This is a genomic window from Streptomyces sp. NPDC042638, assembly GCF_040647235.1.
Lineage (GTDB): Bacteria > Actinomycetota > Actinomycetes > Streptomycetales > Streptomycetaceae > Streptomyces > Streptomyces rameus.
Window position 1 is genome coordinate 15,145 of the sequence record NZ_JBEZBT010000017.1, and the last position, 16,539, is coordinate 31,683.

Genomic DNA, 16,539 nt, shown 5'->3' on the forward strand with positions numbered 1-16,539 from the left:
CAGCACAAAGGCCCCGAACACCCTCAAGTGACGGCTCCTTGAGCTTCTCTTGACTTCCGCGTTCCCCTGGCATGAACGGTTCATCGACAGAGTGGCCTCCGTCGTGTGATCCATTCGTCGGCCGAACCGCCGCGGGCCTGCGCGCAGATCGCATGGCATACCAGCCACTACATGCATGCGAACCGCATCGCAGGGGGTTCTATGAGATCCAACCGCGCCACCGTGCGCGCCGGTGTGAGCATGGCAGCGACACTGCCCATGATCGCCGGCGCGCTGGCGCTGGGCATACCCGCGGCACACGCTGCGGACAGCCCCGCCCGTGACGTACTGAAGGGCAGCAAGCCGCTCTGGGCCACGGCCACGGCGGACAAGGGCGCCACCTCCGACAGCACCCGGGTCAGCGCCCGCGTCTATCTGGCCGGACGGGACCGGGCCGGGCTCGCCGCCTACGCCAGGGCGGTGTCCGACCCCGAGTCGCCGCTGTACGGCAAGTACCTGAGCGCCGGACAGGCGCAGGCCCGCTTCGGGGCCACCCGGGCCCAGGTGGCCGCCGTCAAGTCCTGGCTGACGTCGGCCGGTCTGACCGTCACCGCGGTCACCCCGCACTACGTCGCCGTCTCCGGTGACGTGGCCGCCGCCGAGAAGGCGTTCGGCACCCAGCTGCACAACTTCGCCAAGGGCTCGAAGACGTACCGCGCCCCCGCGCGGACCGTATCCGTCCCGGCCGGCCTGAAGGGCGCCGTCCTGACCGTCACCGGCCTGGACAACGCCCCGCACAAGGCGCGTCACGACGACGAACTGCCGCCCCCCGACGCGGTGTACAAGAACTCCGGGCCGTTCTCCTCGTACTTCGGCTCCAACGTCGCGAGCACGCTGCCGGACGCCTACGGCCACAAGGTGCCGTACGCGGTCAAGGGCTACACCGGCCGGCAGTTGCGTTCCGTCTACGGCGCCGGTCGCTACACCGGCCAGGGGGTCCGCGTCGCCATCACGGACGCCTACGCCTCACCGACCATCGCCGCCGACGCGAGCCAGTACGCGCAGACGAACGGTGACGCGTCCTGGAGCAACGGCCAGCTGCACCAGGCGCTGCCGGACACCTACACCAGGACCGAGGAGTGCGGGGCCGCCGGGTGGTACGGCGAGGAGACCCTCGACGTCGAGGCCGTGCACGCGGTGGCGCCGAAGGCCGACGTCACCTACGTGGGCGCGGCGTCCTGCTACGACGACGACCTTCTGGACTCCCTCCACAAGGTCGTCGACCATCACCTGGCCGACATCGTCTCCAACTCCTGGGGCGACACCGAGGCCAGCCAGACGCCGGACCGCGCGGCCGCCTACGACCAGGTCTTCCAGCTGGGGGCGGTCGAGGGGATCGGCTTCTACTTCTCCTCCGGTGACGACGGCGACGAACTCGCCAACTCCGGTACGAAGCAGGTGGACTCGCCGGCCAACTCCGCGTGGGCGACCGCTGTGGGCGGTACCTCGCTGGCCGTCGGCAAGGGTGACGCGTACCAGTGGGAGACCGGCTGGGGCACCGAGAAGGCCACGCTGTCGGCCGACGGCAAGAGCTGGGAAGGCTTCCCCGGCGCGTTCACCTCGGGTGCGGGCGGTGGCACGAGCAAGACGGTGCCGCAGCCGTACTACCAGAAGGGCGTCGTGCCGAAGGCGCTGGCCACCGCCAACAACGCCGCCGGCAACCGCGTCGTCCCGGACATCGCGGCCATCGCCGACCCGAACACGGGCTTCCTGGTCGGCCAGACCCAGACCTTCCCGGACGGCTCCCAGCAGTACAGCGAGTACCGCATCGGCGGCACGTCGCTGGCCGCCCCGGTGATCGCCGCGGTCCAGGCGCTGGCCCAGGAGGCCCGCGGTGGCCGGTCCCTCGGCTTCGCCAACCCGGTGATCTACTCGAAGTACGGCAAGCGCGGCGTCTTCCACGACATCACGGACCACCCGACCGGCGCCGACCTGGCGGTGGCCCGGGTGGACTACGCCAACGGCCTCGACGCCTCCGGCGGCCTGCTGTACTCCGTCCGCAGCCTCGGCAAGGACAGCTCCCTGTCGGCCGTGCGCGGCTATGACGACGTGACCGGCCTGGGCTCGCCCGGGTACAGGTATGTGCGGTCGTACCGCCGGCACTGACACCTGATCCGCTGAGCGGAAGAGGGCGTGGGGTCCCAATACCCCACGCCCTCTTTTTTTGTTCTCCTTTTTTGTTCTCCGTTCACGGTCTCGTCATCTGCCGATACCGAAAGGTAAAAACATCACCGGCAAACGGGAAAGATACCTTTGCAGGAATGAGGGAATCCGCAGTTGATCTTCGCATTCGATCACTCGTACGGTTATGGCGACTCAGGGGGGAGTCGACGCCGCACAGCGGGGCGCTGAAGTCCGCTCTGAATCATGCACGGTTCCGCAATGAATGCTTTATCACCAGAGAAGGAACCTCATGTCCCGATTCAGACCGCGCCCCGTGGTCACGCTCGTCCTGTCCGCCTCTCTGCTCGCCATCGGCGGTCCCGTGGGCATGGCCCACGCCGCGCCGGCCGGCTGCACGGGGCTGGCCGCGGGCACGGTGACCCCCGGCTGTGGCGACACGCCGTCGCCCACTCCGACCCCGACCAGCACGGGCGTTCCGGGTGTGGAGATCGGCAGCGACGGGTGGATCACCTACGCCGACGACGCCGCGACCGGCACGTTCGGTGTGACGGGCACCGTGAAGACCATCGACGGCACGGTGCAGACCGACGGCACCTGCCAGTTCGACGGCTCCAGCACCAGCACGGCGTCCGGCACGGCGTACGAGCAGGAGGTCGGGTACAACCCGACCACCTGTCAGGAGCGCGTCCTCACCGGCACCATCTCCGCGAGCCAGGAAGCAAGCCTGGTCTCGCCCGCGGACACCAACGTCACGCCCGAGACACCGCAGGCCGACTCCACGGCCGGTGACACCGGCGCCACCGTCACCCCGGCCTCGGGGCCGTTCAGCGACACGGGCGCGGCGGACGCGGCGAGCAGCACGCCCTACAGCAACGCGCACACCAAGACGGCGTGGATCGACCCGGTGAACGTCACCATCACGTCGCTCACGACCAACCTGCGCTGGCCGCTGTACGGCCACGGGGGCTCGCTGAGCGCCCGGAACAACGCCTACAAGTTCAAGTACGACGGCTGGTGGACGTCCGGCACCCCGAAGCCCACGTTCAGCACCCAGAGCGACGGCTGGGGCACCGGCGGCGCCGAGACCTTCAAGAACACCGACTTCGAGAAGATCGTGATCGCGCTGCTCGGACCGTCCGGCTGGGCCGCCTGCGGCTTCAGCACCGACACGGCCGTCTTCAAGCACAACGTGCACGTGTACGGCAAGCGCAACGGCAACGAGGTCAGCACCTGGCACGACAGCAAGGCCGGCGGCTGCTCCAACCTGGTGCACCACCGCCGCTCGACCGGCTTCGGATGGACCTCCTGAGAATGAGCCCGCTCCACGCGCCGTCCCACGCGCCCCGTCCTCGCCGGACGGGTGCGTGGGGCGCCGCCCCTCTCCTGGCAGCCCTGGTGCTGGCGGCCACCGGATGCTCGTCCGGCTCCGCCGGCACCGGCGCGGCGCCCGGCGCCGCGGCCGACACCAAGGGCATGGATCCGGGCACGGTGGCCGTGCAGTACTCGACGGCGCTGTTCTCCGGCCAGTTCACCCGCGCCTCCTCCTTCGTCCTCCCGCGTGAGCGCGGGGTGCTGAAGGTGCTGTTCACCGGTATGAACAACTCCTCGGTCCGGGCCCAGGACCTCGCCGTCGGCGCGGTCGACGTCAAGGCCGGCTCCGGGAGCGTGGTGCTGACCGGGAAAATGTGCAGCTCGGGTGTGATTCCGAAGGGCGCCACCGTCAAGCCGCGGCAGAACGAGAAATGCGTCGCGAACTATCGGCGCGACTCCCCGGATCCCGCTTTCCATGTGGCGGTGTGCAAAAGTTCGGGGAAATGGTTCGTGTGTTTCCCGAAATTCGACGAGGCCATGCGGCGTGGTTCCGCCGCGACATCGTCGGGCAGCGCCGCGCCCCGTCCCCGGCCCAGTCACTGAGGGGCGCCTTTCCCGGTTATCCGGCCCGGCCGGACGGAAAACCGGAAAGGCGCCCTCAGATCAGTGCGTGCCCCGGTGCCGACGGTCGAGCAGGAGAAAGACCAGGAAACCGGCGGCGAACAGCAGCGCGCCGCCGGCCAGGAACGGCACCGGCGTGTACTCGTCGGTACAGGACTGTCCGCCCACCGTCGAGTGGCAGACGGTCCCGGGGCCGCCCCGGTTCAGGTAGGCGAGGTAGAAGAGGGGCAGGGCCAGTCCGGCGAGGCTCCCGACGACCGCGGTCCGGTGTCCCTTACGGAGCAGGAGCACGGCGGCCACCGCGGCCAGCACGATCAGGACCACGCCGACCGACGGCAGGGCGGCCAGTCCCAGGGCGAGACAGCCCCCGACCACCAGCCACGCGAGGAACCAGCCCCATTCCGAACCACGCCGATCCTCGACTGAGACGGTTCTGTTTTGCACCGTGCCTCCCATGGATGGTGAGACGTGCACGAACTACCGGTGGGGAGCGCGAAGCCGGCACGCGGTACCGGCCCCGCCCGATCACCGTACACCTCGCCTTCCGGCGCCCGGCGCCGGGCGGGTCAGTGGTGCAACGCCCCCGAGTCCTCCGGCACATGGGACGTGATCACGCGGCCCGCCGACGGAGTCTCCCGGCGGCGGTCCACCGCGTACGCCACGCTCGCCACGCCCAGGCCCAGGACCGCCAGGACCGCGCCCGCGAGAGCGGGGGACGTCGTACCGAAGCCCGCCGCGAGGGTCAGGCCGCCGATCCAGGCGCCGCCGGCGTTGGCCAGGTTGAAGGCCGCCTGGTTGGCCGAGGAGGCGAGGGAGGGGGCCGCCGCGGCCTTCTCCATCACCATCAGCTGGAGCGGGGAGCCGGTGACGAACGCCGCCATACCGAGGAGGGCCACCGCCAGCGAGGCGCTCCATTGCGCGCGCATCAGCAGCGGGAACAGCACCAGCACCACCGCCAGCGAGGCGAGGCCGCCGAAGAGGGTGCCGCGCAGGGAGTGGTCCGCGAGACGGCCGCCCAGCAGATTACCCGCGGTGGCGCCCACGCCGAAGAGGGCGAGGAGCAGGGTCACGTTCGTCTCGGCGAAACCCGCCGCGTCGGTGAGCATGGGCGTCACGTAGCTGTAGGCCGCGAAGAGCGCGCCGAAGCCCGCCACCGTCGTGCCGAGGGCCAGCCAGACCGGCAGGGACCGCAGGGCGGCGAGTTCCCCGCGCAGGCCCGTCGAGGACGCCGCGTGCTGCCGGTCCCGCGGGATGAGGAGGGCGAGCGAGGCGATCGCGGCCAGGCCGATCGCGCTCACGGCGAGGAACGTGGCACGCCAGCCGAAGTGCTGGCCCATGAGGGTGGCGGCGGGTACGCCGGCGATGTTGGCGACGGTCAGGCCGAGGAACATCAGGGACACCGAGCGGGCCTTGCGCTCCGGCGGGACCATCGCCGTGGCGACGACCGCCCCCACACCGAAGAAGGCGCCGTGCGGCAGGCCGCTGAGGAAGCGGGCGGCCAGCAGGGAGCCGTTCCCGGGGGCGAGCGCGGAGAGCGCGTTGCCCACCACGAACAGGGCCATGAGCGCCATCAGGACCGTGCGGCGGGACATGCGCGCGGTCAGTGCGGCCAGCAGCGGGGCGCCGATGACGACGCCCAGCGCGTACGCCGAGACCAGGTGCCCGGCACTGGGAATGGATATGTGCAGGTCGTCCGCGACGTCGGGCAGCAGGCCCATCATCACGAACTCGGTGGTACCGATGCCGAAGGCGCCCACGGCGAGGGCGAGCAGGGCCAGGGGCATGAAGGACCTTTCAGAGTGGAAGTGCCGTACGGGTTCGAGTGTCGCAGTAAGTTCCCCTACGGAACAAACGCTCTCAGGCGCGGTATTCCAGCGGGTTACGAGCCCGTGTCCAGCTTCACACGGGCCGCCACCGGGAGGTGGTCGCTGCCCGTGCGCGGCAGCGTCCAGGAACTCTGCGGCTCGACACCCTTGACCATGATCTGGTCGATCCGCGCCATCGGGAACGACGCCGGCCAGCTGAAGCCGAAGCCGCTGCCCGCCGCGCCCTGCGTGGAGCGCAGCTGCGAGGTGACGGCGTTGAGAGAGCGGTCGTTCATCGTGCCGTTGAGGTCGCCGAGCAGGACGACACGCCCGAGCGGCTCGTCGGCGATCGCCTCGCCGAGCGCGTCGGCGCTCTTGTCCCGCTGCCGGGCGGTGAACCCGGCCTCCATCTTCACCCGCACCGAGGGCATGTGCGCGACGTACACCGCGACCGGGCCCCGCGGGGTCGTCACGGTCGCGCGCATCGCCCGCTTCCAGCCCAGCTTGATGTCGACGGCGCGGACGTCGGCCATCGGGTACTTGCTCCACAGGCCGACCGTGCCGACCACCGCGTGGTGCTTGTACGTCGTCCCGAGCGCCTTCTCGTAGACGGGGACGGAGGAGGCGGGCAGCTCCTCCAGGGCCAGCACGTCGGCGCCGGACCCGGCCACGTCCGTGGCGGTCGCGGCCGGGTCCGGGTTGTCGGCGTTGACGTTGTGGGTGGCCACCATGAGGTCGCCGCCACTGCCCGACTTGTCGGTCAGCAGTCCGCCGAAGAGGTTCAGCCACACGATCGCCGGGAGCAGCACGGCGATGAGCGCGGTCGCCGACTTCCGGACCAGACCGAGCACCAGCAGTACCGGGATGGCAAAGCCCAGCCAGGGCAGAAACGTCTCGGTGAGACTGCCGAGGTTGCCCACCCGGTTCGGGATGTGCGAGTGGAGGAGCATCACCAGGGCGAGCAGCAGGGCCAGTACGGCGAGGACCAGGCCGCGGCGCCAGACGCGTGGATCGCCCCGCCAGCCGGAGAACGCGCGGTGCGCGAGACGCCGGAGCCGGGACCCCGGTCGCTCGGGCCCCGAGCCGCCGTCCGCCGTCTCCGTCATCGCCTGCTGCGCCATACCGTCTGCCTCACTGCCTGCCGTGCACACCGTTCGCCCCCCGTTCACTTCCGACCCTAGGGGATGATCGGCTCCGTTCCCGCCGTCCCATGACGGCCGTACGGAAGACGATGACGAACGGGCCGGGGCGGGAAGTTCCGGTCACCCCCGGGGCGGACGGGGTCTGTGACGAAACACGCACATTAGTGCGGCGAGACTGTCGAACTGACGGGTCGTAGGCCCGCCAGGACCGCGTCGACGATCTGTTCCGCCAGGCCCTCGGGCAGGTCGGCGTCGGGGCGCATGACGGAGCGGACGAGCATGGGGCCGACGAACATGTCGTTGGCTAGCTCCAGGTCGACGTCGGCCCGGAGCTCGCCGTTGGCCTGCCCGCGGCGCAGCACTTCGAGGCCGACGGCGCGCCGGGGCGCTATGACGCTCGCGTGGTAGGCCGCCCAGATCCTGGGGGCGGACTTCATCTGGGCGTACACGTTGTGCAGGATGGCCGACGAACGGCTCATGAGTCCGCGCCGGCGCAGGGACTCCAGCAGCACGACGAGGTCGTCGCGCAGGCAGGTGCCGGGGAGTTCGGGGTCGGGGGGTTCGGCCGCGCGCACCACGTCGACGAACAGTTCCTCCTTGCCGCTCCAGCGGCGGTAGATGGTGGCCTTGCCGACACCGGCCGTGCGCGCGACCCGTTCGATGGACAGCTCGGCGAGGGGCACGCCCTCCTCCAGGAGCTTCATCACGCCTTCCACGATGGCGCGTTCCACGGCTTCGCTGCGCGGCCGGCCCCGTACGGGTCCGTCCGGGCGTGGCCGGCTGTCGGCAAGGCTCACGTCGTTTCCGTCCTCTCGCTGTGCTGCGGGAATTGTCCCGCAGCGGCCTCCTTCCCCCGTGGAGCCGCCGGCGGATGTCAGTCCGTCGCGGCCACCAGTTCCGGTTCGCGCTCGCCCTGCTTCCCGGCCGGCGGCCGGCCCGGCAGGAACAGGACCGTCACCAGGGCACCGACCAGGGCGACGCCCGTACCGCACAGGGCGGTGATGTGCATGGCGTGCAGGAACGCGTCGTGGGCCGGGATGACCAGGGCCTGGCCGCGCGGGCCGAGCTTCTCGGCGACGCCCAGCGTGGCCTCGATGGACTCGCCGGCGGTGTCCCGCAGGCCGGGCGGCAGCAGGCCGAGCTTGCCCTCGATGCCGTTGCGGTAGGAGGCGGCGAGGACCGAGCCGAGGACGGCGATGCCGAGGGCGCCGCCGACCTGGCGGAAGGTGTTGCTGAGCGCCGAGGCGGAGCCCGCCTTCTCGCGGGGCAGCGCCTGCATGATCACGACGGAGGTCGGCGTCATGATGTGCGCCATTCCGGTGCCCATGAGGAAGAAGACGACCTCCAGCAGCCAGATCGGCGTGTCGGCCTCGAAGGTGGCGAACACGGCCAGCGTGGCGGCGATCAGCAGCAGGCCGGCGGTGGTGGTGGCCCTGTTGCCGAACCGGTCGACCAGCAGCCGGGCGCGCGGCGCGAAGATCAGCTGGGCGGCGGCGAGCGGCAGCATCAGCACGCCGGACTCCAGCGGCGAGTAGCCGCGCACGCTCTGGGTGTAGAAGACGCCGAAGAACGTGACGCCCATCAGCGCGAAGAAGACCAGCGCGATGGCGCTCATGGCGGCCGAGAAGACCTTGTTCCTGAAGTAGCTGACGTCGAGCGACGGATGGTCGCTGCGCTTTTCGAAGACGACGAAGCCGGCCAGGACGACGAGACCGGCGACGATCGTCCCCAGCACCTTGGCGTCGGTGAAGTCGGCCAGCTCGCCGCCCTTGATGATGCCGTAGACCAGCAGGACGAGGCCGACGACGGACAGGACCACGCCGATGGGGTCGAGGCGGCCGGGCCGCGGGTCGCGGGAGTCGGGCACCAGCCAGGCCATCAGCGCGAGCGCGACGATGACGATCGGCACGTTGACGAAGAAGACGGAACCCCACCAGAAGTGGTCGAGGAGCGCGCCGCCGGTGATCGGGCCGATGGCGATGGCGAGGCCGACGCCGCCGGCCCAGATACCGATGGCCTTGGGCTGCTCCTCGCGTTCGAAGACGTTCATGAGGACGGCGAGGGTGGCGGGCATCACGAAGGCGGCACCGAGGGCCATCAGCCCGCGGTAGGCGATCAGCTGGCCCGGCGAGCCGGACTCGGCGGCGAGCGCCGAGCCGATGCCGAACACGGCGATACCGGCGAGCAGCACCTTCTTGCGGCCGAGCCGGTCACCGACGAGTCCGGCGGTGAACAGCAGGCCGGCGAAGACCAGGGTGTAGGCGTTGATCGCCCACTCGATCTGCCCCTGGGTGGCGCCCAGACCGGTCGGCGCCGGGGTCGCGATGGTCTTGATGGCGACGTTCAGGATCGAGTTGTCGAGCACGACGATGAGCAGGCTCAGCATCAGGACGCCGAGGATCGCCCAACGGCGCCGGTGCACCGCTTCGGGTATTCGGGAGGCAGGGGTGGGGCTTGTCATGCACCCGAGCCTACGATCATTTCGATACGGCCCCGTATCGTATCTTAATTTTTTTACCAAGGCCTTACACGACGGCCCGGACGGGGCCCGGAGCCGGGACGGGGACGGCTCACGGGGACGGTGACGGGCCGCCGACGGGGATCACGGGGGGCCCTCTGGCCCTGCCCGGCACGAGGTGCCACCATGGAGGCGATCCGGGGACGCCGTCAGGGCGCCTCGAGATGACTGAAGGAGCCGTTGCCATGACGCAGCTTTCGGCTGCCCAGAACACGCCTTCCGACGGCAGCAAGGCGCTGTACGGAGGGAAGGGCACCCGTCGCATCACCGTCCGCGACATCGCCCTCGCCAAGGAGCGGGGCGAGAAGTGGCCCATGCTCACCGCCTACGACGCGATGACCGCGTCCGTCTTCGACGAGGCCGGGATCCCGGTGATCCTGGTCGGCGACTCGGCGGGCAACTGTCACCTCGGGTACGAGACCACCGTGCCCGTCACCCTCGACGAGATGTCCATGCTCTCGGCCGCCGTCGTACGGGGCACGCAACGCGCCCTCGTCGTCGGCGACCTCCCCTTCGGCTCCTACCAGGAGGGCCCGGTGCAGGCGCTGCGCTCGGCGACCCGGCTGGTCAAGGAGGCCGGGGTCGGCGCCGTCAAGCTGGAGGGCGGCGAGCGCTCGCACGAGCAGATCCGCCTGCTGGTGGAGTCCGGCATCCCGGTCATGGCCCACATCGGCCTGACCCCGCAGTCCGTCAACGCCATGGGCTACCGCGTGCAGGGCCGCGGCGAGGAGGCAGCGCAGCAGATGCTGCGGGACGCCAAGGCCGTGCAGGACGCGGGCGCGTTCGCGGTGGTGCTGGAGCTGGTACCGGCGGAGCTGGCGGCCGAGGTGACCCGGGTGCTGCACATCCCGACCGTCGGCATCGGCGCCGGACCGGAGACGGACGCGCAGGTCCTGGTGTGGACCGACATGCTCGGGCTGACGTCGGGCCGGGTGCCGAAATTCGTCAGGAAGTACGCCGACCTGCGTGCCGTCATGGGCGCCGCGGTGAAGGAGTTCGCGCAGGACGTCGTCGGCGGGACCTTCCCGCTGGAGGAGCACTCCGTCCACTGAGCCACCCCCGGCAACACCCGGCAGCCCCGCTGATCGTCCCCCGTCAGCGGGGCTGCCCCCGTTCCGGGCGGCGGTGCGGACGGCAGTGCGGACGGCGGTGCCGTCAGGGGCTGTCGGCGGATGTCGGCGACCTGTCGGCCGTTTGTCGGTGGGGCCTGGCACTGTCTTCTCCATGACAAGCATCGACGACAACCCCGCCGGCGGACGCTCCGCCGTGACCGTACGGGGGCTGGTCAAGCACTACGGCGGGACCAAGGCGCTGGACGGCGTCGACCTGGACGTGCGCGAGGGCACCGTAATGGGTGTGCTCGGGCCGAACGGCGCCGGCAAGACCACCCTCGTACGCATCCTGTCCACCCTGATCACCCCCGACGCGGGCCGGGCCACCGTCGCCGGCTACGACGTCGTGCGCCAGCCCCGGCAGCTGCGCCGGGTCATCGGCCTCACCGGCCAGTACGCCTCGGTGGACGAGAAGCTCCCGGGCTGGGAGAACCTGTACCTGATCGGCCGGCTGCTGGACCTGTCCCGCAAGGACGCCCGGGCCCGCGCCGACGAGCTGCTGGAGCGGTTCTCGCTGACGGAGGCCGCCCGGCGACCGGCGAGCACCTACTCCGGCGGTATGCGACGCCGGCTGGACCTGGCCGCTTCCATGATCGGCCGGCCGGCCGTGCTGTACCTGGACGAGCCGACCACCGGCCTCGACCCCCGCACCCGCAACGAGGTGTGGGACGAGGTGAAGGCGATGGTCGGCGAGGGCGTCACCGTGCTGCTCACCACCCAGTACATGGAGGAGGCCGAACAGCTCGCCTCCGAACTGACCGTGGTGGACCGGGGCAAGGTCATCGCGCGCGGCGGCATCGAGGAGCTGAAGGCCCGCGTCGGCGGGCGCACGCTGCGGGTGCGGCCGGTCGACCCGCTGGAGCTGCGCCCGCTCGCCGGGATGCTGGACGAGCTGGGCATCACCGGGCTCGCGACCACCACCGTGGACACCGAGGCCGGGGCCCTGCTGGTGCCGATCCTGAGCGACGAACAGCTGACCGCCGTGGTCGGCGCGGTCACCGCGCGCGGTATCACCATCTCCTCCATCACCACCGAACTGCCCAGCCTGGACGAGGTGTTCCTGTCGCTCACCGGTCACCGTGCCAGTGCCCCGCAGGACGCCGTGCCCGCCGACGACCGCCAGGAGGTCGCCGTATGAGTTCCGCCACCCTCTCCCCGGCCGCCGCGAAGACCGACGCGCCGATCCCGCTCCGGGCCCATCTGCGGCACACCGGTGCGCTGATCCGCCGCAACCTGCTGTGGATCCGGCAGGACCCGGAGTCGATGTTCGACGCCATCCTGTTCCCGGTCATCTTCACCCTGCTGTTCGTGTACGTCTTCGGCGGCTCCATCGGGCAGTCGCTGGGCGGCGGGCAGGACCGTTACGTCCAGTACGTGATCCCCGGCCTGCTCGCCATGATGGGCATGAACATGGCCCAGGGCGTGGGCACCGGGTTCAACACGGACTTCAACTCCGGTGTGATGGACCGTTTCCGCTCGCTGCCCATCGGGCGCGGCTCCGTGCTCTTCGCGAAGATCTCGGTGGAGCTGCTGCGGATGCTGTTCGCGACCGTGGTGCTGCTGGTGGTCGCCCTGCTGGTCGGCTACGACGTGCACAGCTGGAGCGGTCTGGTGGCCTCCGTGGCGCTGTCCGCGGTGTTCGGCTCGGCGCTGATGTGGGTGTTCCTGACCCTCGGCGTCATCATGAAGAGCGCCCAGTCCGTGCAGGCGATGGGCTTCCTGGTGCTGATGCCGCTGCAGTTCGGCTCGTCGATCTTCGCGCCGACGGCGTCGATGCCGGGCTGGCTGCAGGCGTTCACCGACTACAACCCGCTCTCCACGCTGGCCGACGCCGCGCGCGGACTGATGGAGGGCGGCGCGGTCGGCCGCCCGCTGTGGGTGACGCTGATCTGGTCGGTGGGGCTCACCGCGGTCATGGCGCCGGTCGCGATCCACAAGTTCCGTACGAAGAGCTGACCCGCTCCGGTTCAGAGCAGGGCGGTGGCCTCCGCGAGGGAGAGGCCACCGCCCTCGGCGTATGCGGCCTCGTACGCGGCCTCGTCGAGCGTCTGCCGGATCCGGGCCTCGGTCAGCTCGTGCCCCAGGCGCTCCATGCGGGTCAGGGTGTGGCCGGCCGGCAGCAGGGCGACGGCGGCGGACAGGCAGCGGGCGGCGTCACCGGCGCGGTCGCCGTCGCCGAGGGCGGTGAGGGCCATCGCCCCGACACCGAGGCAGAGGGAGTGCAGGTGCGGGGTGATGGCCTGGGAGAGGGGGTCGGTGGCGAGCGCCAGGGCTCGTTTGATCCGCTCCAGGGACTTCTCGCCTTCGCCCTCGACGGCGTCCAGTATGGCCTCCTGGCGCAGGATCAGGGCGTCGAAGACGACGAAGTGGGCGATCTTGAAGTCGTCGCGCAGCAGCTGGAGTTGCTCGCGGGCCTCGGGGACGCGGCCGCTCAGGCCCAGCCAGCCGGCGAGGAAGAGCCGGGCGGCCGGCATCCCCTCGTTGTGGGTGCCCTCCTGGCTCGCGATGACCTCGCGGAGCAGCCGTTCGCCGCGCTCGGTCTCGCCCGACTCCAGGCAGGCGCCGCCGAGGCGGGCGCGGAGCACGGCGATCTGGGCGCGGGCACCGAGGCGCGCGGCGTGGTCGATGGCCGCCTGGTAGTCGGCGGCCGCGCTGTGGTGGGCGCCCTTGCGTTCATGGGCCTCGCCCCGGGCGGACAGCGCCTCGGCGGTGCCCCACTCGTCGCCGAGGCGCCGGTAGATCCGCAGGGCCTCGTCGGCGTCCCGCAAGGCCGCCTCCGCCGAGTCGGAGCGGTTGGCGAGCAGGTTGGCGCGCATCTGCAGGCAACCGGCCAGTTCCCACTCGAAGCCGGGGGTGTCCCGGCAGGTCCGCACGGCGGCGTCGATGATCGTGTTCAGCCGTTCCGCGCCCCTGGTGAGCATCTCCGCGAAGAACCACGCCATGCCGGGGGTGCGGCAGCCCTGTGGCAGGCCGGGCTCGTAGACCTCGGTGATGACGCGCAGCTTGGCCTGTGCCTCGGGGGTCTGCCATGCCTGCAACTGGGTGTCCATGCAGGCGAGATGAGCCAGGTGGAGACCGCGCCGGGCCTCGGCGAGGAGCTCGCCGGTGAGCGGGGGCGGGCTGTCGGTGCACCGCTGCCAGACCGGCCGGGCCGTGCGGACCGGTTCGGTGAACGGGTCGGGGCCGAGCGCCATCACCTCCTCGGACCAGCCGCGGCACTCGATGCGCAGATCGCGCATCTGCCAGTACCAGACCAGGGACAGCACCAGGGACAGCCCCTCCTGCTCGTCGCCCAGGGCGACGGCGTGCCGCAGTGCGGTACGCAGGTTCTCGTACTCCAGCTGGAAGCGTTCGATGGCGGCGCGCTGCTCGAAGCCGCGCAGCAACGGGTCGGTGGTGCGGGCGAGTTCGCGGTAGTACGTCAGATGGGTGCGTTCGGCCCCGGCGCGGCCACCGGTCTCGTCGAGCCGTTCGGCGGCGTACTCGGCGACGGTCTCCAGCAGCCGGTAGCGCATCGCCCCGTCGGCCGACGGGGCGGCCACCACGAGGGACTTGTCGACCAGGGAGCCGAGCGCGTCCAGCGCGGCCGGGCCGCACACGGCCTCGGCGGCGGCCAGGTCGCAGCCGCCGGCGAAGACCGACAGCCGGGCGAGGACGTCCCGCTCGTCGGCGTCCAGCAGGTCCCAGGACCAGTCCACGACGGCTCGGAGGGTCTGCTGGCGGGGCAGCACGGTCCGGCTGCCGGAGGTGAGCAGCCGGAAGCGGTCGTCCAGCCGGTCGGCTATCTGCCGGGGGGTGAGCATGCGCAGCCGGGCGGCCGCCAGCTCGATGGCGAGGGGCAGGCCGTCGAGCCGCCGGCAGATCTCGGCACAGGCCCCGGGATCGTCCTCGACGCGGAATCCGGGCCGGGCCGCCGCACCCCGCTCGGCCAGCAGCCGCAGCGCGACCGGCTCGGGCAGCGGCTCCACCGGCCGCACCAGTTCCCCCGGCACCCCGAGGGGTTCGCGGCTGGTGGCGAGGACGGTCAGCTCCGGGCAGCGGGCCAGCAGGCTCTCGGCGAGCCGGGCGGCGGCGTCGATGACGTGCTCGCAGTTGTCCAGGATGATCAGCATCCGGCGCCGGGCACAGTGTTCCACGAGCCGTTCGAGGGGCTCGCCGTGCCGGTCGGCGACCGCGCGCATGCTCTCCACTCCGGCGCCGTGCAGCACGGTCTCGCGGGCGCCGATCGCGGTGAGCACGGCCTGCGGTACGGCGTCCGGGTCGTCCACGGGGGCCAGCTCGGCGAGCCACACCCCGTCCCGGACGGTGTGCCGTACCGCCTCGGCGGCCTCCTGCGACAGGCGGGTCTTCCCCGCTCCGCCGGGCCCGAGCAGGGTGACCAGCCGGGCGCCGGTGAGGTCGGCGCCGATGGCCCGGATGTCGGCTTCCCGGCCGACGAAGGAGGTGAGCCGGGCGGGCAGGTTGCCCGGGGCCGCCGCGGGCCGGGGGGCCGGCGGTTCCTCCCGCAGCAGCTCGGTGTGCAGGGCGCGCAGTTCGGGCCCGGGGTCGGCGCCGAGCCGGTCCGCGAGCAGGCGCCGTACGTCCTCGTAGGCGGCGAGCGCCTGGGCCGGGCGGCCGGTGTCGCGCAGGGCGCGCAGCCGCAGCGCCTGGAGGGGTTCGTCCAGCGGGTGGTCGTCGCACAGGGCGGTCAGCTCGGGCAGCGCCTGCTCGGCCTGGCCGAGGGCGAGGGCGGCGGTGTGCCGGGCGCGCAGGGCGTCGAGGCGGCGGGTCCCCCAGCGGGCCGCCTCGGCGGTGCGGTCGGGCAGGTCGGCGAGGGCGGGGCCGTGCCACAGGGCGAGGGCGTCGTCGAGGACGGCGGCGGCCTTGGCCGGGTCGCCGTCGGCGAGGGCGGCGAGGCCGTCGCCGGTCAGCCGGTCGAAACGGGTGAGGTCGATGTCGTCGGGTGCGGCGGTGAGCCGGTAGCCGCCGTCGGCGGAGGCGACGGCGGCGGCGCCGAGGACCCGCCGGAGCCGGCCGACGAGTGCCTGGAGCGCGCCGGTGGCGTCGGCGGGCGGGTCGGCGCCCCACACCTCGTCCACCAGCACACCCGCCGGCACGGTGCGGCCGGCCCGGAGGGCGAGAACGGTCAGCAGGGCACGCAGCCGCGCCCCGCCGACGGGGACGGGCGTGCCGTCGGGGCGGATGGCCTGGGTGGTGCCGAGCAGCCGGTATCGCACGGGGGTCATTGTCTCCGGAGCGGTCAGCGGGGGTCGCGGGGCTGCCGCGGTGTGCCGTCGGGAACATCCGGGACGTCCGGGACATCCGGATCGTCCGGGACGTCCAGGGTGACGAGGACGCCGACGGCACGGCGGACCCGGAAGGGCACCTGCCGCGGCGGCTGCTCCTCGTCCTCGAACGGGTCGAACCACTTCGGGCAGCCGTCGACGGGCTCCAGGGTATGCGCGCCGGGCACCGCCTCCAAACGGCGCCCGGTGGCCATGAAGACCACCTCGCCGGGCCGCGCGGGAGGCGGCTCGACGGCGCGCGGATCGTGGTGGGCCAGGTACTCCTGGTGCACCAGGTGGATGCCGCGGACCCGCCCGGTGGTCTCGTGGTCGGGTCCGCCGTGGTTCTCCACCCACGTCCCGGCGCCGTAGTACTCGCCCTGCGGGGCCCGGGCGTCGACGGCCACCAGCCGCCAGCCGACCTCGTCCCCGACGGCGAACGGCGTGCCGCAGCACTCCATCTGCCAGTACTCGTAGAACACCCTCATCCGTGCCACTCCCCCACCCTGCTGGAACCGGACGGCCACCGCGAGACGTTTTCCCCTCGCGTCGGCGGCCGGTACGGTCGCAGTCTTCGACCATCCCGGCCGTACAGGAGTCCGA

Annotated in this window: 13 protein-coding genes; 6 read left to right on the forward strand and 7 right to left on the reverse strand. The window is 71.7% G+C overall.

Annotation, left to right across the window (positions count from 1 at the left end):
• Positions 1-201: 201 nt before the first annotated feature.
• The 3 genes from AB0B40_RS16240 (at position 202) to AB0B40_RS16250 (ending at position 4,077) form a co-directional block, all read left to right on the forward strand.
• A complete protein-coding gene (locus AB0B40_RS16240) occupies positions 202-2,145 on the forward strand; it encodes a S53 family peptidase (protein ID WP_362264154.1) in 1,944 nt (647 codons plus the stop codon).
• 307 nt (positions 2,146-2,452) lie between these two features.
• Positions 2,453-3,472, forward strand: coding sequence for a hypothetical protein (locus tag AB0B40_RS16245; protein ID WP_362264155.1), 1,020 nt, complete (start codon positions 2,453-2,455; stop codon positions 3,470-3,472).
• Positions 3,473-3,651: 179 nt separating this feature from the next.
• On the forward strand, positions 3,652-4,077 hold the full coding sequence (locus AB0B40_RS16250) for a hypothetical protein (protein ID WP_362264156.1): 426 nt from the start codon (positions 3,652-3,654) through the stop codon (positions 4,075-4,077).
• Between the two features lie 60 nt (positions 4,078-4,137).
• Here AB0B40_RS16250 and AB0B40_RS16255 read toward each other — a convergent pair whose 3' ends face one another.
• The 5 genes from AB0B40_RS16255 to AB0B40_RS16275 form a co-directional block, all read right to left on the reverse strand.
• The gene (locus tag AB0B40_RS16255; protein ID WP_345046906.1) at positions 4,138-4,539 is read right to left on the reverse strand and encodes a hypothetical protein; all 402 of its coding nucleotides are present in this window, start codon (positions 4,537-4,539) and stop codon (positions 4,138-4,140) included.
• Between the two features lie 122 nt (positions 4,540-4,661).
• On the reverse strand, positions 4,662-5,879 hold the full coding sequence (locus AB0B40_RS16260; RefSeq protein ID WP_362264157.1) for an MFS transporter: 1,218 nt from the start codon (positions 5,877-5,879) through the stop codon (positions 4,662-4,664).
• A gap of 95 nt (positions 5,880-5,974) precedes the next feature.
• Complete coding sequence (locus AB0B40_RS16265; RefSeq protein WP_345046908.1) at positions 5,975-7,021, reverse strand: endonuclease/exonuclease/phosphatase family protein; 1,047 nt, start codon at positions 7,019-7,021, stop codon at positions 5,975-5,977.
• A gap of 182 nt (positions 7,022-7,203) precedes the next feature.
• Positions 7,204-7,839, reverse strand: a complete 636-nt coding sequence (locus tag AB0B40_RS16270) for a TetR/AcrR family transcriptional regulator (protein ID WP_345046910.1) — start codon at positions 7,837-7,839, stop codon at positions 7,204-7,206.
• Positions 7,840-7,916: 77 nt separating this feature from the next.
• Positions 7,917-9,503: an MFS transporter gene (locus AB0B40_RS16275; protein WP_345046911.1), complete on the reverse strand. Its 1,587-nt coding sequence runs from the start codon at positions 9,501-9,503 to the stop codon at positions 7,917-7,919.
• A gap of 242 nt (positions 9,504-9,745) precedes the next feature.
• Between AB0B40_RS16275 and panB the strand changes: the two genes are divergently transcribed.
• From panB to AB0B40_RS16290, 3 genes are all read left to right on the forward strand, one after another.
• Positions 9,746-10,612: a 3-methyl-2-oxobutanoate hydroxymethyltransferase gene (panB, locus tag AB0B40_RS16280; RefSeq protein WP_345046913.1), complete on the forward strand. Its 867-nt coding sequence runs from the start codon at positions 9,746-9,748 to the stop codon at positions 10,610-10,612.
• A 172-nt stretch (positions 10,613-10,784) separates the two neighbouring features.
• A complete protein-coding gene (locus AB0B40_RS16285) occupies positions 10,785-11,810 on the forward strand; it encodes an ATP-binding cassette domain-containing protein (protein ID WP_345046914.1) in 1,026 nt (341 codons plus the stop codon).
• Entirely contained in the window at positions 11,807-12,628 is an 822-nt protein-coding gene (locus tag AB0B40_RS16290; protein WP_345046916.1) for an ABC transporter permease, read from the forward strand. Before AB0B40_RS16285 ends, AB0B40_RS16290 begins: the two co-directional genes overlap by 4 nt.
• 11 nt (positions 12,629-12,639) lie before the next feature.
• On the opposite strand, the gene AB0B40_RS16295 is transcribed toward AB0B40_RS16290, so the two are convergent.
• Both AB0B40_RS16295 and AB0B40_RS16300 read right to left on the reverse strand, forming a co-directional pair.
• Positions 12,640-15,897, reverse strand: a complete 3,258-nt coding sequence (locus tag AB0B40_RS16295; protein ID WP_362264158.1) for a BTAD domain-containing putative transcriptional regulator — start codon at positions 15,895-15,897, stop codon at positions 12,640-12,642.
• A 14-nt stretch (positions 15,898-15,911) separates the two neighbouring features.
• Positions 15,912-16,424, reverse strand: coding sequence for a DUF6578 domain-containing protein (locus tag AB0B40_RS16300; protein ID WP_362264159.1), 513 nt, complete (start codon positions 16,422-16,424; stop codon positions 15,912-15,914).
• Between the last annotated feature and the right edge of the window lie 115 nt (positions 16,425-16,539).